Origin of the sequence: Paenibacillus sp. 1011MAR3C5, from assembly GCF_003591485.1 — a bacterium.
Classification (GTDB): Bacteria; Bacillota; Bacilli; order Paenibacillales; family Paenibacillaceae; genus Pristimantibacillus.
On the sequence record NZ_QZCF01000004.1, the window covers coordinates 240,687 to 266,501 of the forward strand.

At 51.1% G+C, this 25,815-nt stretch carries 18 protein-coding genes; 13 read left to right on the top strand and 5 right to left on the bottom strand.

Annotated features, from left to right (window positions below; translation table 11 throughout):
• Positions 1-67: 67 nt before the first annotated feature.
• Positions 68-1,681, top strand: a complete 1,614-nt coding sequence (locus D3P07_RS14795; RefSeq protein ID WP_119800999.1) for a Na/Pi cotransporter family protein — start codon at positions 68-70, stop codon at positions 1,679-1,681.
• A gap of 61 nt (positions 1,682-1,742) precedes the next feature.
• Here D3P07_RS14795 and D3P07_RS14800 read toward each other — a convergent pair whose 3' ends face one another.
• On the bottom strand, positions 1,743-2,858 hold the full coding sequence (locus D3P07_RS14800; RefSeq protein ID WP_259391512.1) for a ParB/RepB/Spo0J family partition protein: 1,116 nt from the start codon (positions 2,856-2,858) through the stop codon (positions 1,743-1,745).
• A 189-nt stretch (positions 2,859-3,047) separates the two neighbouring features.
• Here D3P07_RS14800 and D3P07_RS14805 point away from each other — a divergent pair, with 189 nt between their 5' ends.
• Positions 3,048-5,777, top strand: coding sequence for a hypothetical protein (locus tag D3P07_RS14805; RefSeq protein ID WP_119801001.1), 2,730 nt, complete (start codon positions 3,048-3,050; stop codon positions 5,775-5,777).
• Between the two features lie 516 nt (positions 5,778-6,293).
• Here the strand turns inward: D3P07_RS14805 and D3P07_RS26740 are convergent.
• Together D3P07_RS26740 and thiD are read right to left on the bottom strand one after the other, a co-directional pair.
• Positions 6,294-7,160, bottom strand: coding sequence for a DUF4358 domain-containing protein (locus D3P07_RS26740; RefSeq protein WP_147384522.1), 867 nt, complete (start codon positions 7,158-7,160; stop codon positions 6,294-6,296).
• Between the two features lie 83 nt (positions 7,161-7,243).
• Positions 7,244-8,065 carry a bifunctional hydroxymethylpyrimidine kinase/phosphomethylpyrimidine kinase gene (thiD, locus tag D3P07_RS14820; RefSeq protein WP_119801003.1) on the bottom strand — a complete coding sequence of 274 codons (822 nt, stop codon included), beginning with the start codon at positions 8,063-8,065 and terminating at the stop codon, positions 7,244-7,246.
• A gap of 162 nt (positions 8,066-8,227) precedes the next feature.
• Between thiD and D3P07_RS14825 the strand changes: the two genes are divergently transcribed.
• Together D3P07_RS14825 and D3P07_RS14830 are read left to right on the top strand one after the other, a co-directional pair.
• Positions 8,228-8,737, top strand: coding sequence for a CYTH domain-containing protein (locus tag D3P07_RS14825; RefSeq protein WP_119801004.1), 510 nt, complete (start codon positions 8,228-8,230; stop codon positions 8,735-8,737).
• A gap of 36 nt (positions 8,738-8,773) precedes the next feature.
• Complete coding sequence (locus D3P07_RS14830) at positions 8,774-9,538, top strand: AAA family ATPase (RefSeq protein WP_119801005.1); 765 nt, start codon at positions 8,774-8,776, stop codon at positions 9,536-9,538.
• Between the two features lie 267 nt (positions 9,539-9,805).
• Here D3P07_RS14830 and D3P07_RS14835 read toward each other — a convergent pair whose 3' ends face one another.
• The gene (locus tag D3P07_RS14835; RefSeq protein ID WP_119801006.1) at positions 9,806-11,194 is read right to left on the bottom strand and encodes a DUF5808 domain-containing protein; all 1,389 of its coding nucleotides are present in this window, start codon (positions 11,192-11,194) and stop codon (positions 9,806-9,808) included.
• A 91-nt stretch (positions 11,195-11,285) separates the two neighbouring features.
• Between D3P07_RS14835 and D3P07_RS14840 the strand changes: the two genes are divergently transcribed.
• Together D3P07_RS14840 and D3P07_RS14845 are read left to right on the top strand one after the other, a co-directional pair.
• Positions 11,286-12,272, top strand: coding sequence for a Gfo/Idh/MocA family protein (locus D3P07_RS14840; RefSeq protein WP_119801007.1), 987 nt, complete (start codon positions 11,286-11,288; stop codon positions 12,270-12,272).
• A 93-nt stretch (positions 12,273-12,365) separates the two neighbouring features.
• On the top strand, positions 12,366-13,079 hold the full coding sequence (locus tag D3P07_RS14845; protein ID WP_182914335.1) for a DUF4085 family protein: 714 nt from the start codon (positions 12,366-12,368) through the stop codon (positions 13,077-13,079).
• 13 nt (positions 13,080-13,092) lie between these two features.
• On the opposite strand, the gene D3P07_RS14850 is transcribed toward D3P07_RS14845, so the two are convergent.
• A complete protein-coding gene (locus D3P07_RS14850; protein WP_119801009.1) occupies positions 13,093-14,067 on the bottom strand; it encodes an aldo/keto reductase in 975 nt (324 codons plus the stop codon).
• A gap of 170 nt (positions 14,068-14,237) precedes the next feature.
• On the opposite strand from D3P07_RS14850, the gene lplA reads away from it, so the two are divergent.
• The 7 genes from lplA to dcuC all read left to right on the top strand — a co-directional run bounded on the left by lplA (position 14,238) and on the right by dcuC (position 25,793).
• Positions 14,238-15,230, top strand: coding sequence for a lipoate--protein ligase (gene lplA, locus D3P07_RS14855; RefSeq protein ID WP_119801010.1), 993 nt, complete (start codon positions 14,238-14,240; stop codon positions 15,228-15,230).
• A gap of 213 nt (positions 15,231-15,443) precedes the next feature.
• A complete protein-coding gene (locus tag D3P07_RS14860) occupies positions 15,444-18,053 on the top strand; it encodes a winged helix-turn-helix domain-containing protein (RefSeq protein ID WP_119801011.1) in 2,610 nt (869 codons plus the stop codon).
• A 90-nt stretch (positions 18,054-18,143) separates the two neighbouring features.
• On the top strand, positions 18,144-21,257 hold the full coding sequence (locus tag D3P07_RS14865) for an S-layer homology domain-containing protein (protein ID WP_119801012.1): 3,114 nt from the start codon (positions 18,144-18,146) through the stop codon (positions 21,255-21,257).
• A 203-nt stretch (positions 21,258-21,460) separates the two neighbouring features.
• Positions 21,461-22,435, top strand: a complete 975-nt coding sequence (locus tag D3P07_RS14870; protein ID WP_119801013.1) for a LacI family DNA-binding transcriptional regulator — start codon at positions 21,461-21,463, stop codon at positions 22,433-22,435.
• Between the two features lie 12 nt (positions 22,436-22,447).
• The gene (gene rbsK / locus D3P07_RS14875) at positions 22,448-23,332 is read left to right on the top strand and encodes a ribokinase (protein WP_119801014.1); all 885 of its coding nucleotides are present in this window, start codon (positions 22,448-22,450) and stop codon (positions 23,330-23,332) included.
• Between the two features lie 71 nt (positions 23,333-23,403).
• Positions 23,404-24,330: a ribonucleoside hydrolase RihC gene (gene rihC, locus D3P07_RS14880; RefSeq protein WP_119801015.1), complete on the top strand. Its 927-nt coding sequence runs from the start codon at positions 23,404-23,406 to the stop codon at positions 24,328-24,330.
• Between the two features lie 32 nt (positions 24,331-24,362).
• Positions 24,363-25,793, top strand: coding sequence for a C4-dicarboxylate transporter DcuC (gene dcuC / locus D3P07_RS14885; protein WP_119801016.1), 1,431 nt, complete (start codon positions 24,363-24,365; stop codon positions 25,791-25,793).
• The last annotated feature ends 22 nt before the right edge of the window (positions 25,794-25,815 follow it).

The following is a 25,815-nucleotide window of genomic DNA, read 5'->3' on the forward strand; positions in this document are numbered from 1 at the left end:
GTCCTTAATTTTCAACTATAATTGGATAGGACACGCGCTAACTCTATTTATAACGGGAGGTTGCTTAGTGGATTGGCAGGATATTATTTTTAAGTTTGTTGGGGGTTTAGGCATATTCTTGTTCGGTATCAAGTATATGTCGGATGGGCTGCAAAAAACAGCGGGCGATAAGATGAGAGGTTTGCTCGCCAAATACACGTCGAATCCGATTCTTGGGGTGCTGGTCGGGATCGTCGTAACGATATTGATACAGACGTCTACGGGAACAACCGTAATGGCAATCGGTCTTATCAATGCGGGACTTATGACGCTGCGCCAAGGAATCGGCGTCATACTGGGTGCCAATATCGGCACGACGATGACTGCTTTCATTGTCGGCATTAAGATTGAGGAATATGCCCTTCCTATTATCGGCATTGGAGCAGTGCTCTTATTTTTTATAAGTAACAAAAAAGTTCAGTACATCGGACAGATCATATTCGGCTTCGGCACATTGTTCCTTGGCTTGTCTACTATGGGTGGCGGGCTCAAGCCGCTGCGTGCCTTGCCTGAGTTCACTGATTTTATTATTAACGTATCCGATAATCCTTTCCTAGGTGTCTTAGTGGGCACTATCTTTACGATGATCGTACAGAGCTCCAGTGCCACGATTGGCATCCTGCAAACCATAGCGGATGAAGGGATGATTGGCTTAAGAGGAGCTTTGCCTGTACTGTTCGGTGATAATATCGGGACAACAATTACCGCGGTGCTGGCATCTATCGGCGCGACCGTGGCGGCTAAACGCGCTGCTTTGGTGCACGTCATCTTTAATGTATTGGGTACGATTATCTTCACACTTGCTTTAGGACTGGTCTACAATGTCGTCATGTTCATCGGTGGAGACGTGAACATCCGTATGCAAATCGCATATGCCCATGGCTTCTTCAACGTTACAAATACACTCATCTTCTTACCGTTCGTAGGTGTGCTTGCGTGGATTGTGACCAAGCTTATTCCGCAGAAGGAGCAGGAGTTGGAGTTTCAAGTCAAATATCTGGATGCCCGTTTGCTGGCGACGCCTGCTGTTGCGCTTGGACAAGCGCAGTTCGAAATTATCCGTATGGGCAATGTTGCTCGTGACATGTTGAATGATGCGACGGCCTTCTTCTTTAAGAGAGAGACAAAAGCGGCTTCCAAAGCGCTGCAAAAGGAACAGCTCGTCAATGAACTGGAGCGCAAAATTACGGATTACATGGTGAAAATCCATCAAAACGGTCTGACGGAAAGCGAATCGGAGAAAGCCTCGGGTCTAATGCATACGATTAACGATATCGAGCGGATTGGGGACCATGCCGAAAATATCGTCGAACTGACGGAATTGAGCGTAACGAACAAGGTGGAGTATTCAGCCGATGCGGTACGCGATTTGAAGACCATGCTGGAGATGGCCGATCACACGGTTGAGCGTGCTGTTTATGCTCTGGAGAACGGAGATATGGAAGCTGCGGGTGAAGTGTTGAAGGGCGAAGCGGAGCTTGACCGGATGGAGCGGGAATACCGCAAGGCCCATATTCATCGCTTGAACCAGGGGCTATGCACGGGCAATTCAGGTGCGATCTACCTCGATATATTAAGCAATTTGGAGAGGATAGGAGATCACAGCAAAAACATCGCAGAATATGTGATGAAGACGGAATAGCAGATGATAAAACAGCTGTCACATGAGGCGGAATAAGCCTCATGTGACAGCTGTTTTGCATCTAGCGCAGCGTTTTCCAGCGGGCAAGCTGGTGTTCGATTTGTTCAATGATGCTGTCAATTTCATGCGGGAAGAGGGCACTGCTGCCTGGAGAGGAAAGCGCACTTGTTATTTCCGCTTGACGGCTTAGTAAAAGCTGCATTTGCTCCAGCAAATCAGATGCTTGCTGTGGCTTCGTATTATCCGTTGTTCTTGCGGATGAAGCGGAGCCCGAAGGAAGCAGCGGGCTTGCTGGCGAGTGGGAATCGACTACGACAGCCGTATGGTCAGTAACCTCGGCAGCTGCAGAGGCATGATTTGCCGCCGGCTGTGATGTGGTACCGCTAATAGTAGATTGTCCCTTTGCTCCTGTGCTGGCAGGCTTCTGAGGCTTAGGCTCCTCTTGCTGGCGTGCGCGCTCCTTCCGGTTCTGCTCATAGACGGACCAAGTCTCGATAAGACCCGGGCCTGACTTGAGCAGCAGCTTTTCTTTGGTGCTGTCCGAGATGGTCTTATCCTTGAACAGCTTTGCAATCTTCTTCACGTCGCTGACAGGAAGCTCGTCCCGGGCGGCGATTAGCGCCAGCGGATCGCGATGCTCCATAGGAAGATCCTTTAGCGGCATGAGCTGGTCTTCTGTCAGCTTGTCCTTGCGGATCTCAATACCGCTGACAATCAGCTTTTTCACGGCATTGCTGAATTTCAGCAGCTCGCATTTATTTTTTATATAGCTTTCCGGCTTTCCAAGCTTGGCGGCTAAAAACTTCAGCGAGCTGCGGAATCTGGAATCGTTCATGAGTTTATCGAAGGCTTCCGCTTCTTCAATCGGCGAGAAGCCTTCCCGGGTCAGATTCTCCGCAATCTGCTCCAGATAGATTTCCATTTCATCGGTCGTATTGGATACGATGCAAGGGATAGTGGCGCGTCCAAGGCGCTCGGTCGCTTTGTAGCGTCTGTTGCCATATATGATTTTGTAGCGCCCGTCAGCGGTCGTTCTTACTTTGATCGGGGACAGCAAGCCCAGCTCTTCAATGCTGCGCATGAGCTCTTGCAAGGCTTCCTCGTCGAATTGGTATCTGGGCTGGTCTTTGTCTTCATCAATTAGTGCAATCGGAAGTTCGATGATATCCACGTTCATTCTCCTTCGTATCTGTCATTCTCGTATGGAGACGTCCGAAAAGGGACGATCCTATTATATACCAGGACGGGCTATCCATGTAGAAGAAATTGGACTGGGTTTAATGGTTTTGTAAAAAAGTGTAACAATTTCAAGTTTTCTACCGTCTACTAAGCTGCAAGCATCACTAAGAGCATAAGGAGAAGATGGATGAATCGACAAATGATCTTGATGGCGCTAGTATCTTCGGTTATTATTTTGCTTCTGATCATTCCGGCTCTGGAGAGGCCGAAGGACGAGCAGCAGCCTGCAAACGAAGGAGCGGAGGTTGCGGCTGCAGTAGAAGTTGAGACTGAACCGACTAGTAAGATACTAACCACAGGTGAAATAGATAAGATGGACCAAATCCCGCCTTTAAATGCTTACTTGGAGCCAGCGACAGGCGGAATGCGTCTGGTGCTGGACGAAGAAGAGAGCCCATACGTGAACAGTGTGGCTGAGGATGCCATGGGAGGCTTGTCCGTTCATTTAGTGGAACGCGAGGTGGATTCGGGGAGCGCCGAATTGGGCTGGGTAAAGCAGTACAACCTGGTGGCTGTGAGACCAGATTCCGCTCAGATCGATACATATACTCTGTACACGGAAAAAGCAATTGACCACAGCTTTTATCCTATTGTCAAGCTCTTGAATGAACAGGAAGCGATGTTCATTAGTCGCTCGAAAGAAGGAGATGCGATAGAGTATCAGCTTGCCGTCGTTCATTTGGGTAATGGCAGGATCCGCACGATGCCCTCTTTTTGGAGGATTCATTCCGATAACGAGGATGAACGCGACTTTCTGCTAAGCACCCATTACGAGTCTAATGAAGAGGGACATATCTCCGAGGTTATGCTCACGAGCTATGAAGGCAAGCGATGGCAAATGGATATGGAGTCCTTCAAGTTGATTGGACACAGAGGACAAACCTATCCTGCAACGGGAGACGCTGGCAGCGGCGGTCCGCCTAGACCATTGATGTATCCGACACCTGATTTGGAAAGATTCGCCTATTCTTTTACAGAGAAAGATCCCATCTATATCAGCAATCACTTCTTGGTCGCGGATTCAAAAAGCGGCAAGGTAATCAAGCTGTTCAGTATCGACGATTCGATGCAGTTGTCTGATTCGGGACTGGTATGGAATAAGGAAAGCAGCCGTTTTTTTCTGGAATATGCGAAGAAAGGCGAGGAGATGGGGGTCGGCTATGACAGCGGTCCGGTTGTTTTTGCGCAGCAAATCGCCTTTTATGATTCGAACGGGGAGCGGACACGCGTGCTTCATGCCGCCAAAGGAGAGCGGCTCAGCGTCTACAACTGGCTGGATGAGCATCGCTTGCTGGTGGAGAGCTACCGCCCGGTTCAGAGGGCGAGCGGAGGCTGGAGCAAGGGAGATATCGTCTACAAAGAATACGATGTGCGTACAGGGAAGCTAACGGCCTACCGCAAGGAGCAGGACGCAGGCAAGCTGGCAAATGGCGAGACGGTGACGCTTAGGACGGCTGGTGGGACCTATGATTCCAAGGCATTCGTGTATGTCGACCATAAGAACAAGAAGATATGGACACCGGATGTGAAAGGGCGGACGCATCAGAGCGGCGGGCAGCTCTATATCGACGTCTCCGATGCCGACATGCAACAGTACATTTTTGAATGGGATGATGAGGCTAAGTCACTTCGTCTGGTATATAGCACAAGCTCGTCCGAACAACAGCTGCGCCAGGCACTCGGCGACTGGCTCATGCTGGAGGAACGTGGGGAAAGCTCGTTTCTTTATCTGAATACGAAGCCAAAGCCGGAGCTCAATGAGGAGGGATTGCCCGTTTTCTCAGGTGAACTTGCTCGTCTTAGCGGCAATGAGTGGTGGAACGAAAACAGAGACACTATAATTAGTCTCCCTGGGAATGAAATTCGCGCGCAGGTAAAGAGCCGTTATGGAACGCTGCGAATACGTTCTTCAGAAGGGGAACTTGAGCATTATAAAGGAGCACGGCAGTATTACGGTCGATACGAAGTAGAATTTACCAATAACGCAAGCAAAAAAATCAGTCTTCCTTCCTTGGAAAAAGTGGCGCTTGAGCTAGGGCGACCCGTTGGCGAGATGAAAGTATTATCTTTTGATGGTTTTGATCTGATTTTATTTGTGACGCATCAACGATGGTTCGGCAAAAGCTATGACGGAGAGTTCACTAATGTGTACGCATACGCAGCCACTGAGGACGGTAGAGCGATGCCGCTTACCTTTCGTTATGCAAGTCCTGGGGGCATTCAGTTGGCGGATTCCATCGTCGGTATGGTTGATACAGAAACCGGAACAGGGTCCTCAGTGCAATCAGCGACACTCCAGTCCTACATGGGGGAAAAGCGTGTTGAGTTGGTCTGGACGGCAGACGTGAAGACGAAGACACTTACGTTGACTGGACTGAAGGATCGGACTAAGGAATATGACAGCATCCGGACGATTGTGGAACGGTATGCCAATCGTCTGGAGCAGGCGCTTGGTTTGACCGATATTGCGTTGCCGGAAGGCAAAATGGATAAGGTGAAGCTTCGTTCGCTTTTCACGGAGAAGGCTTGGAACAACCCTGGCTTTCAGCGGCTCAAGACTGACTTTGCCAAGCTGGAGAAAGCAGGAACTCCGTCCCGCGCTTTTGCTTGGCAGCCGATTAACGCGCGGTATGACGAGCACGGCAACATTCGAGTTACGTTTACGTTCAATTTATTTTATGCGGTAGGGTGGGCCGCCCATTTGGAGGCGATCTTGAAGTTGGACGAATATGAATGGACATTCCATGACTTCGGCATGCTGGAAACCGAGTATCAGGAAGGCTACAAGGAGCTTGACGATAACCTGGGCATGAAAGGGTACAACGGACTGATCATTCCAGATGCTCTGGAGCGCTAAGTTGGACGTTTGTCGGTGTCTGTGGTTAAGGGAACGAGTCTCTACGGAGTCGGATGAAAGCGGAGTAAGAGTGTGCTGATGGACGAGATGGGGATTAAGTCGGTGAGACCGACTTAAAAGCACGCCATCGGGCGAGTTAGTGGGAATAAGTCGGCGAGGCCGACTTAAAGGCTTGCCGTCGGGTGATATGAACGAATTAGGTCGATGAAATCGACCTGCAAGCCCACCGTCGGACAGAGTTGAGTGGAATAGCGTTGTGTGACACCACTAAATGTGCTGAATCGGCGAAATGAGCGGAATAGCGTTGTGTGGCACCACTAAATGTGCTGAATCGGAGAATGGAGCGGAATAGTGTTGTGTGACACCACTAAATGTGCTGAATCGGAGAATGGTGCGGAATAGCGTTGTGTGACACCACTAAATGTGCTGAATGAGCGAAATAGGCTGTCCCGTAAGGTCAACCGTGACCTGCGGGACAGCCTGTTTATGTATCTTGCAGCCTATGCATAGACTGGTTTATTGGAAGAAGCTTTCGAACGCCTTTTTAATCCCCGCTTGATCATGGGAGATTGATAGCAACACGTAGTTGCCTTGGCGTACAATTTGGTAGTTCTTCGCATCCTCATGCTGGTCCGGCAAATATTGCGAGAACGTCTTGATGATATCCTCGGCGCGCTTGGTCAGACCTTCCTTTACAGCATCGTAATGCTTGTCCGACTTCAGCTTCACAACCACCAGCTCGGTAGCTTTTGTATTCATCATTGCTTGATTGTAGGAACCCTCTGCAACCAACTCGCTCGGATCAAAATAATACGAGTCCTTCACCTGTTCACCTGAAACGGACATAAGCACTGGCAGCTCGATATCCTCTAGAATTTTGTCGACGATATCGGATGTCTTCACCTTATCGGAAACCTCCGGTTTCGGAGTCGGGCTTGGCTTTTGGGAAGGCTTCACAGTCGGCTTAGGCGATGGCTTCTGGCTTGGCGCCGTGGTCGCCGGTTTCTCCGTTGGTTTGGCAGAGGGCTTCACAGCTGGTTTCTCAGTAGGTTTTACGGTAGGCTTCGGTGTCGGCTTCGCCGTTGCGGTTGTTTCGGCAGAAGGCTTCGTTGTAGCAGATGGTGCGGCGCTCTCCTGTGCAGCGTCTTCAACAGAAGGGGCCTCGGATACTTGCAGCTCTGTCTCCTCAGACGGTTCTGGTGAAGAAGATGCGCCTTCGTTGCCCGCATCGTCCGTAGCATCAGGTGATGCCGATGCGGTCACATTAGGGCTGGCATCTGCGTTGCCAGCTTCCTTGTCGCTCCCATTGCTGCAGCCAGCCAGTAACGATATGGCAATCGCCAAAGCTGCCGCCGTCTTGAATAACTTCTTGTTGTTGATCATGCTGTTCTCTCCTTATTCTCATGAAGTCGAACAACTAGACGGTATCATGCCGTGAAAGGTTGCAGCAAATGAGAGTATGGCTATCAATCTGCATGATACAGGCGATAGGCAAAATGATTCGTAGGACCTTGTCCTGCCCCGATCTCAAAGGAATGCTCGATCGCCGCGTGGATGAAAGCTTTCGCAAGATCAACCGCTTCATAAGCGGTCATGCCCTGAGCCAGTCCGGCGGTAATGGCCGCCGAGAAGGTGCAGCCCGTCCCATGCGTATGGCGGGTATCGATGCGACGGTGCTCCCAATAGCGGAACGTAGTGCCGTCATACAGCATGTCCACGACCAAATCCCGGGTGGAGGGGTCATGTCCGCCCTTCAGCATGACATAGTCGCTGCCCATCTGATGCAAGCGGAGGGCCGCTTCCTCCCGGTCGCTTAAGCTCGTGATGCTCATTCCCGTCAGTTCCTCGGCTTCCGGCACATTCGGCGTGATCATGAAAGAGAGCGGGATCAGCTCCTTAACCAACGCTGATAAAGCTTCGCGTTGCAGCAGCGATGTTCCGCCTTTCGCAATCATGACGGGATCGATGACTAGATGGGGAAAACGATAATGGGCCATTTGCTCCGCAACGGCTGTGATGATTGATGCATGGGCAAGCATGCCCGTCTTGACGGCATCGGGCGGCAGATCATCGCCTAACGAGCGAAGCTGCTCGGCAACGGCGCCGGCCTCCATAGGATAGACGGCTTGTACGCCAAGCGTGTTTTGCGCGGTGATGGCGGTAATGGCAGACATGCCGTATACGCCAAGCTCCTGGAAGGTTTTCAAATCCGCCTGGATGCCGGCTCCGCCGCCGCTGTCCGATCCGGCTATCGTTAATGCCTTGTGAATGACGGTTGAAGGTTGCATAGTGGCATATCCTTTCCTCACATATAGATTAGCTATTATTGTATCAGCGCACAGCTCCCATCGAAATGTATTTTTTATAAAGGTAGGGGAAGTGCTGTTGCTTCGGTTAGGCGAATTTGGTAGTTTGGAGAATAAGCAATTATAGAGGAGAAGTGAATTTGTATGTCATTGGAGATAGAACGCAAGTTTTTATTGCCGCAATACCCGGAGGCGCAGATCGAAGCGGGAGAGCTGGTGCTGCGATCGGAACAACGAATCGAACAGACTTACCTGGCTATGGATGAAAATGAAGAGCTGAGGGTTCGCAGGCTGACCGATCTGGCGACAGGACAGGTGTCACACACGCATACGTTCAAGAGCGGCAACGGATTAGTGAGAGAAGAAGTGGAATACAGCATTTCGGGCAGCATCTACGCCCAGGTAACAGAAGCCTTCGGCTTTACACCGCTGACAAAAAACCGGATCACTGCTGAGTGGAACGGACGTACAGTCGAGATTGATACCTATGATCAGATTCAGCTGTCCGTGCTCGAAGTAGAGTTCCCTTCGTTGGAGGAAGCGAATGCATTCCAGGCACCGGAATGGTTCGGCGAGGATATCAGCTCTCAGAAGCGATACAGCAACAAGACGGTATGGAAACAGCTTCAAGGCGAGAAGTGGCAGGGGAAATAAGATAACAAGCGCATAATGCCAAAGGAGGGATGATGCATGTCCATTCACGAAAGAAGCGGATTCCTGCGCAAAATTGCCTTGCTGCGGGAAAACGTCCCTTCCTTCCGCCAATATCCGTTCAACCTGAACGCGGTGCGAGAGTTGAGTGAGCTGGAATTTCACCCAAAGGTCACCTATCTGGTGGGAGAAAACGGTTCAGGGAAATCGACGCTGATGGAGGCGCTCGCAGTGGCGCTCGGCTTTAATGCGGAGGGCGGTACGGTCAATTTCACCTTTCAAACCGAAGCGACGCATTCGGAGCTGCATCATTACTTGAAGCCGGTGCGGGGAGCAAGGCGACCGAAGGACGGTTTTTTCTTCCGGGCAGAGAGCTATTATAATTTGGCAACGAACATTGATGAGATGGACAAGGAGGGACGCGGCCCCTCTATCATATCTTCATATGGCGGCAAGTCGCTTCATCAGCAATCGCACGGAGAGTCGTTTTTCTCGACCTTTCTGCATCGGTTCGGCGGGAATGGTCTATATATTCTCGATGAGCCCGAAGCGGCGTTGTCTCCATCCAGACAGATGGCGCTGCTCGCTCGCATGCATGATCTGATTCAGGATAACTCCCAGTTTATTATCGCGACCCATTCGCCAATTGTGATGGCCTATCCGGATTCCGTTATCTATGAATTGTCAGCGGATGGGATTGGAACGACGACTTGGGAAGAGACAGAGCATTATATCATTACGAAGCAATTTCTGAACAATCGGGACCGCATGCTGAAGGATTTGCTGGAAGAGGAATTCGACTGACGGCTGTGTGAGGCATGTACTTGGAGTGCAGTTATGCCCGGCCTCATCATGAGGATCGACGAGGACGCCGGGTGCAAGCAACCATGGATCGATAATAGAATACAACTGCCGCAGCCAGTGGAATGAAAAAACTGGCCCCGAAGGGCCAGCCAGGATGTTGAAGTTATTAAAAGAGACTATGATTCCAGCGGATGAGTGGAGATTGATGGCGATCATGTTGCTAAAGGTGATTTCTCGCATCATAGCAAATAGTAGCAGCAATCCGTTTTAAAGGCCCGACGCTTTCTTCAGCTCCTGATAGAGCGCTCTCGTCTTGGCCGGCTCTTCATCATTGTAGATGACAACCAGATCCTCGAGCTTCATCACAATGTACGGCGGCGTTTTCTTGAATACATACAGCTTGGCCGGGCCTAGCTCGGAGAGCTTGAAGTTGCCCCTTGCAAAGGTGGATGTTGCGATGCCGTTCGAGCGGAAGCCGGTCGGCACAGCATCCTCAAGCGTCAGCTCTTTGATATCGTCGATGGCAAAGCTATAGTCGTAGTCGGTGTTTTTGATCGATACTATTCCTTGATCAGTGATCCGCAATTCAGGCGGAGAGGAATCCGCTCGGATCATCATGAATGTCACAGGCAGAATGACAAGAGCCACTAATACCAAGCTTCCGTAATAAATCCGCTTGCCGCCTTTGGTAGCCAGATTGACAGTTGTGCCGGTACCGACGCGCTTCTGTACCATCAGGGACTTATCCTGTGGATTATAGTAGGACAAGCCATGCCGCCAGTGCAGGTCGTCGTCCTCTGCATAATAGCCTTTGCCGTCAGTGCTGCCGAAGCGGTATTCCAGCTCCTTGACGCGATTATGCACGTAATAGATGCCAATCAGAGGGGCGAGCGAGACCATCGCGATGCCGCCCATCCAGAGATTGATATGGATCATCGTGCCCTCGGACAGCACGTTGTAGGCGATAAATGCGTTAGCGACCTCGAATACCGCCAGAATAAGCCAAAAGATCGACCAGTAGCGTCTCGCGGCATGATGAATAGCGTTATTCGCTATCGGATTTCGGCTGTAGGCCCTCGGCTTGCCGTGCGTGAAGCTTAGCGACAGCAGCAGCAAGACGGCGGTCATTGCCAAAGAGGCGAAGCCGGTCAAGCGCAGCAGCGGATTGTCATGCGAGATCGACAAGGCGATCAGCGGAATGCTTAGCACGGCGGGCAATGCGAACCAATAGGGCGACCAAGGGTTCTTGGCGGCCAGACGGGTAATGTCCTTTTCGACCGATATGTAACGCTTCTTGCCTACGAACCATTGTTCATCCCGTTTCAGCGCGACAGCCTTGTGATGGATGGTTTTAAATGGTACGGTGGAAGTGTACATGACGCCTGCAACCCACAAGATAAAGTAGATAAAGGATAGCGCAAAATAGGAGCCGAGCCATAGCAAAGGTGCCAAACCGAGCAGTACGGCGACGGCGTACCATCGGTAGGACTGCCGAAACTGCATCTGGAGCGCGGCGATTCGCGAGTCCTGAAGCGCGGCTTCAGGCAGCTTAAGGCCGAATAGAATGCCATTCTTCGGCTTGGCCTGCGTCCCGTATACAAGCAGAACGGTAATATATACGATCAGACCCGGAATAAGCAATATTAATGTGTCCAATACTTTACCTCCCGTTAGGATATCTCTGATGCTCTCGCCCAATATAATATAGAACATATGTTTTTGTCAAAATGAGAAGGAGCTGTTCAATATGATACGATTCGGCCTTATCGGAACAAACTGGATTACCGAAAGATTCCTCGCAGCGGCCAAGCTGCATGAGCAATTCAGCCTGACGGCGGTCTATTCCCGCACGGAAGAGACAGCCGCAGCATTTGCAGACAAGCACCAAATTCCGCATCGCTTCACCAATCTGGACGCCATGTTCGCCAGCGGGGAGATCGATGCTGTCTATATAGCCAGCCCTAACAGCTTTCACGCGCCGCATGCAATGACGGCGATGAATCATGGCGTTCATGTCCTGTGCGAGAAGCCAGCGGCGTCCAACGCCCGGGAGCTAAGAGAGATGATCGATACAGCGAACCGTACGGGTACGCTGCTGATGGAAGCGGTGAAGTCTACGCTTATGCCGGGCTTTGGCGCGATACGCGACAATCTGGAGCGAATCGGGCCGGTGCGTCGTTATTTTGCGAGCTTCTGCCAATACTCCTCCCGCTATGATGCCTACAAGTCCGGCGAAGTGCTGAATGCGTTCAAGCCGGAGCTGTCGAACGGTTCCTTGATGGATATCGGCATCTATTGCATCTATCCCGCAGTTGCATTGTTCGGCAGACCCCGTACCGTCAAGGCGGATGGGTATAAGCTGACTACAGGCGTAGACGGAGAGGGCAGCATTATTCTGGGCTATGATTCGATGGATGCGGTGATGATGCATTCCAAGATTACCAGCTCGACGCTGCCGAATGAGATTCATGGCGAGGATGGCAATCTGATCATTAATAAAATCAGCGAGCCGATACGGATCGAGCTGCAAACACGCGACGGCCGGGTGGAGGATCTGACCAGACCGACGGTGGAACATACGATGTACTACGAGCTGGATGAGTTTATTCGCTTGCTAAAAGAAGGCAAGAGAGAGTCGGCGGTGAACACGCATGAGGCGTCTCTCATTACAATGGAGATTATGGATGAGGCCAGAAGGCAGCTCGGTATTGTATATCCGGCGGATAACGTATAGAGAATGTCCGGATATAGGCTGGAGCGAGTGAGGGTAGCTCGTATCCGGCCTTTTTTTGACATGCTTGACGTTCATATGAAGTGGGGGGATAAGATGAAGTACTTCACGGCGGAACAGTATCGGAAGATGCAAATTCGAGGGTTCCTTGTCTTTCATGAAGGCGAAGAGGATTATGCAGCCGACAAGCAGTGGTATGTGGAGAATGACAGGGATTACGAGGCGGAATCGCTTGCCTTCTATACCTACATGGAGCCTGTCATTACCCGCCATATGCCGCAGGAGCTACAAGAAGCGATTCAGCGCGGCGAAGGCGACTTGAAGAGAATGGGCATGCCGTCCCCTGAATTCCGTAGAAAAGCCGAGGCATGGAAGCAAAAGCTTCAGCGAGAGTGGGACGAGGCGCGTGATGCATACTGGGCGCGCTACAAGTCGATCGAATCGGAGCTGCCAGAAGAGCGCAGCATGATTCATCGGCTTCATGATGCCAAGATCATCGCTGAAAGGATTAGTGAGGATGGAAAAAGCATCGAACTGCTGCTGGATGGCAGCGGCTCGATGCTTGGTCATGATCATCTATATCTTCAGTTCGAAGAGGTGACCCATTATGAATCGCTTAGCTCGTTGCTCGATAACCACTGGCTTTATGAGGAGCTGGATGTAAGCGGCAGCGGCTTCGAGCTGCGCGCTTTGCTAGACGCAGGCAGCGGCTTGCAGGACATGAATGAACTCCTCATCCGGGCAAGCCGCGTGACGGTCGCAACGGAGCCGGCAGTTGACTTAAGCTCCAGCAACGGGCAGTCGGACTAAGCGATAATCCGGATTAAGACAACCGGTATACGGCGAACGGCTCGCCTTGTCTGAACGGTTCGCTGATTTCGTCCAGCCGAGCCAGCGTCTCTGCGCTCAGCTTAAGGTCTACGCTGGCGAGATTGTCGCGGAGCTGGCTGACGCGCGTCGCTCCGACGATGACTGTCGAGACGGCAGGGCGGGCCATCAGCCAAGCGAGCGACAGCGTGCTTGCCGCCATGCCCAGCTCCGCCGCCAGCTCGTTCACCTGGCGCGCCAGTGTCAGATTCTTATCCTCCATGAACCGCTTGAAGCCGGGATCGGTGTCTGCGCGCGAGCCCTCCGGGGCGTCCTGCGCCGAGCCATATTTGCCGGTAAGTATACCGCCTGCCAGAGGAAAGTATGGAATAATGCCAAGCCCTTGATCGAGGCAGAGCGGGATAAGCTCGCGCTCTGGCGTCCGGTCTGCAAGCGAATAGCTTGTCTGCATGGACACGTACGCGTTCAATCCCAGCTTGTCGCTGATGCCGAGTGCTTTCATGAGCTCCCAGGCATGGTAGTTGGATGCGCCGAAGTACCGGACTTTGCCGGAGCGCACCATATCGTCAAGCGTTCGCAGCGTCTCTTCCAGCGGCGTCTCGGGATCGAAGGTATGGATCTGGTACAAATCGACGTAGTCGGTGTTCAATCTCCGCAGACTGCCCTCCAGCTCGCTCATCAGATGACGGCGGGAAGAGCCCCGTTCATAAGCGCCTGTGCCGCGAGGCAAGCCCGCTTTTGTCGTCAGCACAGCTTCATGCCGTCTTCCCTCCAGCGCTAATCCGATAATTCTCTCTGATTCCGTTCCGGCATAAATATTGGCGGTATCGATGAACGTAATGCCGCTGTCCAGCGCCTCATGAATGATGTCGATTGAAGCGCGCTCATCGGACCGCTTGCCGAACGCATTCGTGCCAAGCCCCAGTGCGGACACCTTAAGCCCGCTATCTCCCAAACGACGGTATTCCATATCCAATCAGCTCCTCTTCGTTTTTACCCATTCTACTCCTCGTCCACGCCAAAATCCATCCCGGTTGAACCGGAGCGCCGCTCACAGGTATAATCTCCCTAAGGCCATGCCTAATTGACGCTATACCCATGAAGCAAGCATGGCTTCGACAACGTGAAGGAGGATGACTCATGCGATTCGTCAGCAATAACGGCATTACCGATCCGGCGCTTAATCTGGCGCTTGAGGAATACATTCTTCGTTCCTTGCCGGGCGAAGACGATTATCTGCTGTTCTATATTAACGAGCCGTCCATCATCATCGGCAAAAACCAGAATACCGTAGAAGAAATCAACGCCGACTATGTGAAGGAGAACAACCTGCATGTCGTGCGGAGGCTGTCGGGGGGCGGAGCGGTCTACCATGATCTCGGCAATCTCAATTTCAGCTTTATCATGAAAGACGACGGCGGTTCGTTCCATAACTTCAAGAAGTTCACGGAGCCTGTCGTCCGCGCGCTGCGCAAGCTGGGCGTAGAAGCTGAGCTGACCGGACGCAATGATCTGCAGGTCGGCGAACGAAAGATCTCAGGCAACGCTCAGTTCCATACAAAGGGCAAAATGTTCAGCCACGGCACACTGCTGTTCGATTCCGAGATCGAAAATGTGGTGTCCGCCCTTAGGGTGAACGCTGAGAAATATGTCTCTAAGTCGACCAAGTCGATTCGCAGCCGTGTGGCGAACATTTCAGAGTTCTTGAAAGAACCGATGACAACGGAGGAGTTCCGGCAGAAGCTGCTCCAATCGCTGTTCGAAGGCTCCGAAGAGATTCCGGTGTACGAGCTAACGGAGCAGGATTGGGACAAGGTCCGCAAGCTGGCGGACGAGCGCTACCGCAGCTGGGAATGGAACTACGGCCGCTCGCCTTCGTTCAACGTGCAGCAGCGCAAGCGGATTGAAGGCGTCGGCACATTCGATGTCCGCCTGCAAGTGGAAGAGGGCGTTATTGCGGAAGCGGCGATCTTCGGCGATTACTTCGGCCGGGGCGACAGCGCCGAGGTTGCGGAACGCCTGGCGGGAACCCGTTATGATGCGGCTTCGCTCCGTGAACTGACAGACAGCCTGGATTTGCCGTACTACTTTGGCGCCATTACGAAGGAACAATGGATGGAATTGTTGCTTTAGGAAGAACGGCAACGAAGGTATACAAGCTGCCTGAGCTGCTTGCGCTCGTATGGAAAGCACTCAGGCAACTGGAATGACGTTTTCATCAAGTAGAGGCCAGTCCCTTATCGGACTGGCTTTTTTTCGTTGTATTGTGCTTTGGTGTTGAGACCATTCTGACAAAATGTGAGGTATAATGACAACAAAGATGATGCGAAGAGAGGAAGAAGCAGGATGACTGGATTTGATGCGCATCTATTGACTTCCAAGCTGTACATGCCTACACCGTCAAAGGAATATGTCACTCGCCCTCGACTGCTGGCGTTGCTGGACGAAGGAGTTCAACATAAAATCACCTACGTGATCGCTCCGGCAGGCTACGGAAAATCGACGCTTATTAGCGCTTGGGCGAAGCAGCAGCAAGGGAAGGCAATCGGTTGGCTTTCCCTTGACGAAGGAGACAATGATCCTGTCCGATTCTGGGAATATGTCACTGCGGCAGTTGACTGCTGCCGTCCTGGATTTGCCGGACGAGTTAGGGCGGCTCTCGCTTCCATGCCGTCAGAGGGGTTCGAGCCTTTTCTTATTCGATTTATGAACGAGCTTAGAGGCGATAAGGGGGGCTTATGCCTCATACTAGACGACTTTCATTTAATCCGTGAACCTTCAGTTATGGAAGCTTTCTTTTATTTGATCGATTATTTGCCTGCAGATGTTCATCTGATTGCGGCCGCACGAACCGGAGCTGCGCTATCAAAAGCCAGATTTTTTAGCAGAGGCTGGGCTATGCGGCTGGATGAAACGCAGCTTCGATTCAATCTGGGAGATACGGAGGAGTTTCTTCATCGCAGCGGAGTTCGCGGCTTGACTGGCGCCCAGAAGGAACAAATGCTGCGGATGACGGAAGGCTGGATTACGGGGTTGAAGCTGCTTTTGCTATCCCAAGGAGGAGAAGGCCAGTCGTTTGACCCTGCCAAGATAAACGCTCTCCCGGCGAACGGGAAATTGATGGAGCAGTATTTGTTCGAGGAAGTTTTTCAGTCACTGTCTGCTGAACTAAAGTCCTTTCTGATGGAATGCTCTTCATTAAATCGCTTTAGCGAGCCGTTATGCCGAGCCGTTACAGGAAGGGAAGACGCGGGACGATGCATTGAGTCATTAGAGTATGCCAATTTGTTTCTTATTCCGCTGGATCACGGACGGGAGTGGTGGAGGCTTCATCATCTCTTCGGAGATTTCCTGCGGGCCAGACTGGAGAAGGAGCGGCAGGGACGTGTTAGCGAGCTGAGAAGAGCCGCCGCGACATGGTGCGAGAGCCAGGGGCTGGAGGAGGAGGCGGTAGATTATTATTTGGCAGGGTCGTGCTACGAAGAGGCGGTCCGATTGCTGGCGAAGATGAATACATTCATGATTAGACGTGAATTCTCGACATTGCGAGGTTGGCTGTCCGTCATTCCGGAAGCTTTGCTATGGGAGAACCGGTCGCTCTATTTGTCCTACATACTTGCTTTGTTAATGGATAATAAGCCTGATCAGGCGAACATGCTGCTGCGGCAAGCCGACGAGCGCCTAAGCGATCCGTTGTCCGTGTGGAAGGAAGGAGAGAAGGAAAGCCTGCTTGGCAACCTCCATTTCTTGCGAAGCATCAAGGCAACCAAATATGAGATGGACGTTGTGGACGGTCTCGGACATATTATGCATTCCATGCGCTATATCCCCGAGGGAAGCGAGCTGTTGTATGCCTCGCCGCAGCCTCAGCTGGCTCCAACCGCCTTCCGCAATTACAACGGCAAACGCGGCAAGCATTTGCCGAGGGAAGTGGCTGAGCCTTTATTTCGGGGAATGATCGAGTTTTTTACGCCTATGAATATTCAAGCGCAGGCGCGAATATGCTACGCCGAATATTTGTACGAGCGCGACGAGTTGGAAGAGTCGGAGATGGAGCTGCGCCTGACCTTGACCGAGAATATCGGCAACCCCTTCCAGCCGGAAAAGATCTATTTGCCGGTCTATTTGTTCCTTTCCAGACTTTATCGGGCTAGACAGGACCCGGAGGAGGCGCTTCGATGGCTGGAAGAAGCGGCTGCTGAGGCTGTAGCGAGAAAAGCGTCAGATGATATATGGCTGTATCTGGACGCGGAGCATGCGGTCATCGAGATGGAGCATGGAAGGCTGCAGGCAGCGGTGGAATGGCGGGAGAAATACGGGCTGACTTCAGAGGACCCTGTGTCCGTCTATCTGTTGTTCCCGTATATTCTTCTGCTGCGCGTACTTATTGCGGAGGAGAACTACGATGAGGCTTATCGGCTCTCGCTTAAACTGCTGAAGGTGTCGGAGAAGGGGCATCGCCCGATGGACGCCCTTGAAGTCCAGATTCTGCAGGCGATGATGCACCGTAAGACGGGCAAGACGGAGCATGCGCTGCTGACGCTGGAGGAGGCGCTTGGTTATGCGGAGCCAGACGGCTACATTCGCGTCTTTTTGGACAAGGGATTGGATGTTGCAAGCTTGCTGAATGAATATGTGAAGTATCGCAAAAGAGGCCATATGGGCGACCGGAGCTTGCCTGCATTGGCATTCGTAAGACGCGTGCTGCTTGGATTCGGGGATCCGTCTATCTCGGTCCCGTCGTCAGGTGAAGTGTCGCTCGAAGCTCTATTAACAGAGAAGGAGTATCTGATTTATGCCAGGATGGCAGAAGGTCTGAACAATAAAGAGATTGCGGCCGAGCTTGGTATCGGGATGGGCACGTTGAAATCGCATATTAATCATATTTACGGGAAGCTGCAAGCCGGCAGCCGAGTCGAAGCGCTGCGGCGCGGTAAGGAATTGGAGGGCCTATAACCTCGCCTATAACCTCGGGTAGATTTCTTGAAAGACCTCACCAATTATAATACTAGAGTGATAGACAGCAAGGGAGTGAGTTCAGTCAAAATGAAAACGCTAATGCGGAAGGCAGCCGCTATTGGGCTCTCGGTGGCGATCCTCGCATCCGGACTGCCGCTGGCGGCCGAGCAGGCGGGTGCAAAGGCGACTAACCAAGCGGGCATTGGGGGCGAACCGTCCGATCTGAGGGGCCACTGGGCCGCAGCCGAGCTCGAGAATTGGCTAGCAAGAGGATTAATGACCGGCTATCCAGACGGGACATTCCGGCCTGATGCTTCGGTTACGCGGGTAGAATGGATGAGTCTTGTCAATCGCCTCTTTGGATTCAAGGGATCTCTCGGCAATGCCGTCTACTCTGATATTGCGCAATCGGACTGGTATGCTAAGGATGCGGCAGCAGCTGTCGCTCAAGGGTATATCAGCGGCAATGAAGATGGCAAGCTGCTGCCGGAGAAAGCAGTGACAAGGTCCGAAGTAGCTGTGATGCTGAGCAGACTGGGCAGTCTGAAGAGGCAGGAGGAGCCGTTGTTTTCGGAGGAATTGCCGGACTGGAGCCGAGCCTCTGTGAAGGCAGTGATCGAAGCAGGATGGATAAAGGGCTACCCGGACGGCTCGTTCGGTGGGGGCAATTCGTTAACGCGTGCGCAAGCGGTCGTCGTATTGAACAGAGCGTACGAGGCCATTCGCGAAGCTGCGTACATGTATCGTGCCGCGGGATCATATGGGCCGGATGAAGGTAATCTTGAGCTGTCCGGTCATGCGAGCATTACAGCGCCTGGCGTAACGCTCAGCAACGTCATCATTGACGGCGATCTGACCATCGACGAATCTGTCGGTGCAGGAGAAGTCTATCTGCGGAATGTGACTGTCAAAGGCGAGCTGTATGTTCGGGGCGGAGGTCTCCATAGCATCTATGTGGAGGACAGCGATATTCGCTCCATGACGGTAAACAAGCATGACGGCAATGTGCGAATTGTTGTCTCCGGCACTACGTCCATAGCCAATACAACGCTTCTGTCGGGAGCTGTATTGGAAGAGATGAAGCTGGCAGGGCAAGGCTTCGAGACGTTGCGCCTGACGAAGGAAATAGCGGCACAGTCGTTGATTCAACTCTTTGGTTCTTTCGTCGAAGTCGTATCCGAGGCCGATTCGATTACCATTGAGCTGAGAAGCGGAGAGATTATTCGACTGACCGTCAACCAGGGATCGGATTTGATAGTCGATTTGGAGAAAGGGACTCGTATCGCCAAAGCTGTCATTAAAGGGCTTGCCCGCTTCTTCGGGCTGGGTGTAGTGGAGCAAATCGAATACGAAGGAGCATCTTGGCCAGGACCAATAGCAACATCGGCACCGACGCCGACGCCAACGCCGACGCCAACGCCGACGCCGACGCCGACGCCAACGCCGACACCAACGCCGACGCCAACACCAACGCCGACGCCAACGCCAACGCCAACACCGACACCGACGCCAACACCAACGCCGACACCAACACCAACACCAACACCGACGGCAACGCCGACACCAGTCCAAGGTGCATATCGGGTAGTGACGCAAGTTATCACAAGTGAGCTTGTCGCCGGTGAGCTTGTTAAAGTGAAGTTGACTGTGTTGAAGGATGACGGAAGCGTTGATGAAAGCTTCACAGGTATGGAAGAGGTACTTCTGTCAGGATTTAGCCAAGCGCCTGATGGAACGATCGGAAGTGTGGAGAATCTGGAGATAACTAAAGCCTCCATGCTTGTGGGAGCCGAGTTCTGGCATGGCGAAGCAAGCCTGAATATAAGGCTCAACCACGCTGGGGAGCAGACCTTATCCTTTGCAATTGGGCGATTAGTCCATCCGGTGACTACTGAAAATATGACGATCGAAGCTTCGGCTCCAGCTCGACTATATATAGCGAAGCAGCCAAGCTTGGTCGTGAAATACAAGGAAATTATGTCAGTCCAGCCTGCCATTGAAATTGTTGATTCGCATGGCAACCGTACATCATCAACGGCTGCTGTAACCGCGACGCTGACAGACGCAGGCTACCTGCTTGGCGGCACAGTATCCGTTCAAGCGGCTAATGGACTAGTGAATTTCTCGGATTTGAGTATTCAGGGTCTGGGCTCGGGCGTCCGAATTGGTTTCGCGTCAACGGGTCTCCATTCAGCAGAGAGCGATTCGATTACGGTTGAGTCTCCTTTCCATGAAGGGCAAGGCACACGGGATAATCCTTTTATCGTAATGACGCCTTCGCAATTGGATATGATGCGGGACTTCCTGACTTCCAGCTTTGCGCTTGGTGCAGATATCGACCTGAGCGGTTACGTTGCAGGTAACGGCTGGAGGCCGATTGGAACGAGTGAGCGCCCGTTTACCGGAAGGATGGATGGACATGGTTACAAGGTGAGCAATATGACCATTACAGATAACTCGAGTCACACGGGTCTCGGATTATTCGGCACCATAAGGGAACAAGCTGATATCCGGAATTTGCGAATGGAGAATGTCCATATCCAGGGAGCATTCAATATCGGAGCCTTGGCCGGATACGTAGAAGGCGACGTGACAATTACAAATGTACATGCGACCACGACGATCCGCAGAGATCCAATCGGAGGTACTTTGAATGCCGGAGGATTAATTGGCCGAATGGAGCCAAGGGCTACTTTGTTCCGCTCATCTGCTCATGTCGATATTGAAGGTTTGCAAAATATTGGCGGATTAGTAGGGGCTAATTCGGGTCATATTTCGGAATCCTATGCAACCGGCAAAGTTTCCAATAATGGTTGGGGCTTAGGAGGGTTAGCAGGTATTAATCTGGGTACAATCACCAATAGCTGGTCAAGTGCCACCGTTGAGGGAGGCTCCAACAATGTCGGGGGCTTGGTTGGCGAAAATTATACCGAAGGCTCCATAACCCACTCTTATTCGATTGGCCCCGTGTATAGCGCCGCTCAGAACAGGGGCGGACTGGTCGGCATGAATAGTGGAATTATTGTAGCTTGCTACTACGACATGGAGAAGAGCCTGCAATCCGATATTGGAAAAGGAGCTGGAATGCTAACCCTGATGATGCAAATTCCCAGTACGTATAATGGGTGGATGTCGCTGCCGATTATCGGGATTTGGGACATGCAACCCGGCCAATATCCTAAACTTCGTTTTAACCCTTAACTGGGATAAATACGGCTTTGTTTGCAAGCTCATAAGATGATCTTAATTTCAACTAGAAGGCCAGCCGCTTGCCGGACTGGTCTTTTGGCGTTTCAATGCACCTCGGCAGACACCGTTCCGACAAAATCTGAGATATTGACTAACGAATTAATCAGGTGTATATTAGTTGTGTAACCGGTTACCTATCAGGGTGGAGTGAGAACATGACTTCAATTAAAGATGTTGCAAGGATTGCGGGCGTATCTGTTGCGACAGTATCCAGAGTGCTGAACGACAAAGGCTATGTAGGTCAGCGCACGAGAGAAAAGGTTGAAAAGGCCATCAAAGAGACGAGCTACAAGCCTAATGAAGTGGCGAGAAGCTTGTTCAAGAAGCGGTCGAGTACGATTGGTTTAATTGTTCCTGATATCATGAACCCTTTCTTTACAGAGCTGGCCCGGGCTGTTGAAGATATGGCCACTAAGCTTGGCTATAATGTTATCCTGTGCAACTCCGATGGGAATAGAGATAAAGAGCAGGCCTACTTGGATGTACTGAAGCAACAATATGTAAACGGTATTATTGTTTCTTCCAATACGCTGACTGCTCAGCAGGTTGAGGAGCTCAACATTCCTGTCGTAAGCATTGACCGAGAGATCAGCAAGGGACTTCCGACCATTGTAGTAGAGAACAAGAAGGGCGCCATGATGGCTACGCGTTATTTGCAGAGCAAAGGGTGCAAAAACATCGGCCACATCAGGGGCTCCTATGGCGTTGTCAATGCGGAAGAGCGTTATGAAGGCTATAAAGAAGTCGTTGCAAGCGAGCCGTGGTTCAAAGAAAGCTATGTCGTGAATGGAAACTACGATATGCAGTCATCCATTGCAGCGACAGCAGAGCTGCTGCGTCTGCATCCGGAGATAGACGGGATTTTTGCCGCCAATGATATTATGGCGATTGGGGCGCTAAAAGTCGCACACCAGCTTGGGAAGAAAGTGCCCGAGGAGCTTGCCGTTATTGGATTTGACGGAATCAAGCTGTCTACAGTCATGACGCCGGAGCTAACGACCATTGTACAGCCCATATATAAATTGGGAGAAGTATCTGCCGAAATGCTGATTAATCTAATGGAACAACAACCTATAGAAAACACATACTATAAATTGGATGTAGAGCTGATAGAGAGAAATTCAACTTAAGGAGTTACCGGTGTGGAGCAGAAACCCAAAATTACCGTTGTAGGCAGCATTAATATGGATTTAGTGACGATTACTTCCCAGGTGCCGAAGGTAGGCGAGACGCTCTTCGGCAATCGTTTTCAAATGAATCCTGGAGGCAAAGGAGCTAATCAGGCAGTAGCTGCCGCTAGGCTTGGAGCTCATGTTCAATTAATCGGTTGCATTGGCAGTGATGATTTTGGCCAACATATTCTGAAACATCTGCAAAACGAAGGTGTCCATGTAACCGATGTGGAACCGGTTACACATTCGACTGCGACAGCAACCATTGTTGTGGCTGACGGGGACAATAGTATTATTGTTGTTCCAGCGGCTAATAATTATGTAACGGCTGCATTCGTTGAATCCAAGCGGGACGTGATTGCAGCAAGCGATATTCTTATTGTTCAATTGGAGATTCCGCTGGAAGGCGTACAGAAGGCAGTTGAGATTGCCAAGGAGAACGGAGTAACCGTCATTCTTAATCCGGCTCCTATTCAAGAGCTGCCGTCCGAGCTCATACGCGATATCGATTATTTGACCCCGAACGAGCATGAACAAACGTTGCTCAGACAAGGGAGAAGTGAAGAAGAGCTGGACGGAAAGCTAATCGTCACGATGGGGAGTCAAGGAGTCTCGATTCGTGAGGATGGCAAGGATATCCGCATTCCTGCTTTCAAGATCGATGTAGTGGATACGACTGGTGCCGGGGATTCGTTTAATGGAGGACTGGCCCTTGCACTTGCGAAAGGCTTCCCGCTCAGAGATGCTTGCTACTACGGAAACGCGGTTGCAGCGATGTCCACAACGAAGCTTGGCGCACAGACTGGCATGCCTACTGCAGCAGAAGTGGAAGAGTTTATGAGGAGCCGGGCGTAATCACCCGGCGGCTGCTTTATATATGCATTGGAATCGCTTACTTCATATTTTCATTTTAGGAGGAATTTACGATGACTACAAAACCAAGACCAATCATTATTGACACAGACCCGGGAATTGATGACGCGGTAGCGCTTGCCATAGCTCTCTATAGTGAAAAGCTGGATGTACGCTTAATTACGACGATTGCGGGCAATGTCAGCCTTCAGAAGGTCACGACTAATGCTTTGCGCTTGCTGAAGTTCTTTGGCAAGAATGTTCCCGTCGCATTGGGTGCGGACAGGCCTCTTATCAAAGACCCTATTGACGCAAGCGACATTCACGGATCAACAGGGATGGACGGCTTTGACTTTGAAGAGCCGACAGAAGATCTGGTGTTGAAAGAGAATGCCGTGAATGCCATGCACCGCGTCATTATGGCAAGCGAAGAGCCTATGACCTTGGTGCCTATCGGTCCGCTGACCAATATTGCGCTTTTGCTTAAGATGTACCCGGAAGTGAAAGAGAAGATTGCTGAAATCGTATTGATGGGCGGATCTACAACACGCGGGAATATGGGCGTCATGTCCGAATTTAATATTTTTGCCGATCCGGAAGCGGCGAAGATCGTCTTCTCAGCCGGTCTGCCTGTTGTCATGGTGGGACTCGACGTTGGCTTGAAAGCTCTGGTGTACCCGGAAGACAGCGCTCAACTGAAAGAGATGAATGAGACGGGGAACATGATTTATCAATTATTCCAAAAGTACAGAGGCGGCAGCATGAAAACGGGCTTGAAAATGTACGACAGCTGCGCTATTGCCTACCTGCTGCAGCCGGAAATGTTCCAAGTCGTGGATACTTTTGTGGATGTGGAACTGAACGGGTCATTAACTGCGGGATGTACGGTAGTGGATTTGAAGGGATACTTGAAGCAGCCTAGCAATGCCAAAGTATGCGTCGATCTGGATCCGGACATGTTCAAGCAATGGTTCATGGAAAGTTTGAAAAAATGCAATTAAACAACCATTCCAATTAGGGAAGGAATAACATCATGGATTCTAACATCATCATGTATGCCTCGGCTATTATAGCCGTATCGATTGTTATTTATATGCTAATCAAGAAAATGGATATTAAAATCACACTCTTCTTGATGGGCATTATTCTCATCCTCATTAGTATGGGTATGGGAAAAGAAATTGCGATTAAAGGATTTGAGTCAACGGGATCGTTTTGGCTTGATCCGCTTGAAGTCATCGTCGCGCAGTTCAAGCAAACCTTTGGAGCGGCGGGCTTTATCGTCCTGATCTTGGGCGGATATACGGCTTACATGTCATCCATCGGTGCCAATGAAGTCACGGTAAATGCGTTAACGAAACCTATCGCCAAAATCAAATCCGTCTATTTCTTGGTTCCAATTGTATTCCTGTTAGGCAATGTATTGTCGCTGGTTATTCCTAGTGCATCCAATCTGGCGATCATCTTGCTTGCCACTCTGTATCCGATCTTGAGAAAAGCGGGCATGACAGCCCTAACGGCAGGTGCGGTAATTGCTACGTCAGCAACGATTGTACCGACTCCGCTTGGAAGCGACAACGTGGCGATTGCCGAGGAATTGGCCAAGCATGCCATGTTCGAGGGCATGAACGTAACGAACTATGTATTTAACTATCATGCCATCGTTTCCATTCCGACGTTGATCTTTATTGCGATTGTCCATTACTTCTGGCAGAAGCGAATGGATAAGAAAGAAAAGCTGAATGCAAAAGCCAATGAAGCCGATAACCTTGATGCGCCAGCCGTCGCTGAAGTCAGCGGAGGCAAGCTGTTCAAAACCGTATATGCCATTCTTCCGATTTTCCCTATTATCTTGTTGTTAGGTGTGTATGCGGTTCAGATGACAACAGGCGAATCAATCAGTATTAGTGTTGAGGTAGCGACATTAGTATCCCTGATTCTTGCCATTGTGTGTGAATTGATCAGGCATAAAGGAAATAAGAGCGTCTTGGAAAAGACGGAAGCCTTCTTCAAAGGCATGGGCGGAGCTATACCAATCGTGGCGCTGCTCGTAGCTGCGTCCGTATTCGTAACGGGTCTGAAATCGATTGGTTTGGTGGACGAGCTTCAAGCCTCGATGCAGCACATTCAGGGTAATGGGCTGGACTTTATTCTGCCTCTTATCTTGGTAGCGTTGACTGCTCTTATCGTTATCTTGAGCGGAAGCGGCACAGCCCTGATCTTTGCGATGGTGCCTTTGATTGTGCCATTGGCGGTTGCGGCGGGCATTAGCCCGATTGCGATTTCTGTTCCGCTTGGCCTGTCAGGCAATCTCTTCCGTGCCGTCTCGCCGGTAGCCGCAGTTATTCTGATCGTGGCCGGAACCGTTAAAGCAGATCCGATCGCTATTGTCAAAAGGACGTCTGTACCTATGATTGCCGGGGTCATCTTTATGTTCGTCCTCTCCATGATTGTATTTCTATAAAAACGGTCTGAAAAAAGGGCTG

Coding starts and splice junctions, on each gene's coding strand:
- D3P07_RS14800 (WP_259391512.1), bottom strand. CDS start 2,858: ATGAACGTGGATATCATCGAACTTCCGATTGCACTAATTGATGAAGAC.
- D3P07_RS14805 (WP_119801001.1), top strand. CDS start 3,048: ATGAATCGACAAATGATCTTGATGGCGCTAGTATCTTCGGTTATTATT.
- D3P07_RS26740 (WP_147384522.1), bottom strand. CDS start 7,160: ATGATCAACAACAAGAAGTTATTCAAGACGGCGGCAGCTTTGGCGATT.
- thiD (WP_119801003.1), bottom strand. CDS start 8,065: ATGCAACCTTCAACCGTCATTCACAAGGCATTAACGATAGCCGGATCG.
- D3P07_RS14825 (WP_119801004.1), top strand. CDS start 8,228: ATGTCATTGGAGATAGAACGCAAGTTTTTATTGCCGCAATACCCGGAG.
- D3P07_RS14830 (WP_119801005.1), top strand. CDS start 8,774: ATGTCCATTCACGAAAGAAGCGGATTCCTGCGCAAAATTGCCTTGCTG.
- D3P07_RS14840 (WP_119801007.1), top strand. CDS start 11,286: ATGATACGATTCGGCCTTATCGGAACAAACTGGATTACCGAAAGATTC.
- D3P07_RS14845 (WP_182914335.1), top strand. CDS start 12,366: ATGAAGTACTTCACGGCGGAACAGTATCGGAAGATGCAAATTCGAGGG.
- D3P07_RS14850 (WP_119801009.1), bottom strand. CDS start 14,067: ATGGAATACCGTCGTTTGGGAGATAGCGGGCTTAAGGTGTCCGCACTG.
- lplA (WP_119801010.1), top strand. CDS start 14,238: ATGCGATTCGTCAGCAATAACGGCATTACCGATCCGGCGCTTAATCTG.
- D3P07_RS14860 (WP_119801011.1), top strand. CDS start 15,444: ATGACTGGATTTGATGCGCATCTATTGACTTCCAAGCTGTACATGCCT.
- D3P07_RS14865 (WP_119801012.1), top strand. CDS start 18,144: ATGAAAACGCTAATGCGGAAGGCAGCCGCTATTGGGCTCTCGGTGGCG.
- D3P07_RS14870 (WP_119801013.1), top strand. CDS start 21,461: ATGACTTCAATTAAAGATGTTGCAAGGATTGCGGGCGTATCTGTTGCG.
- rihC (WP_119801015.1), top strand. CDS start 23,404: ATGACTACAAAACCAAGACCAATCATTATTGACACAGACCCGGGAATT.
- dcuC (WP_119801016.1), top strand. CDS start 24,363: ATGGATTCTAACATCATCATGTATGCCTCGGCTATTATAGCCGTATCG.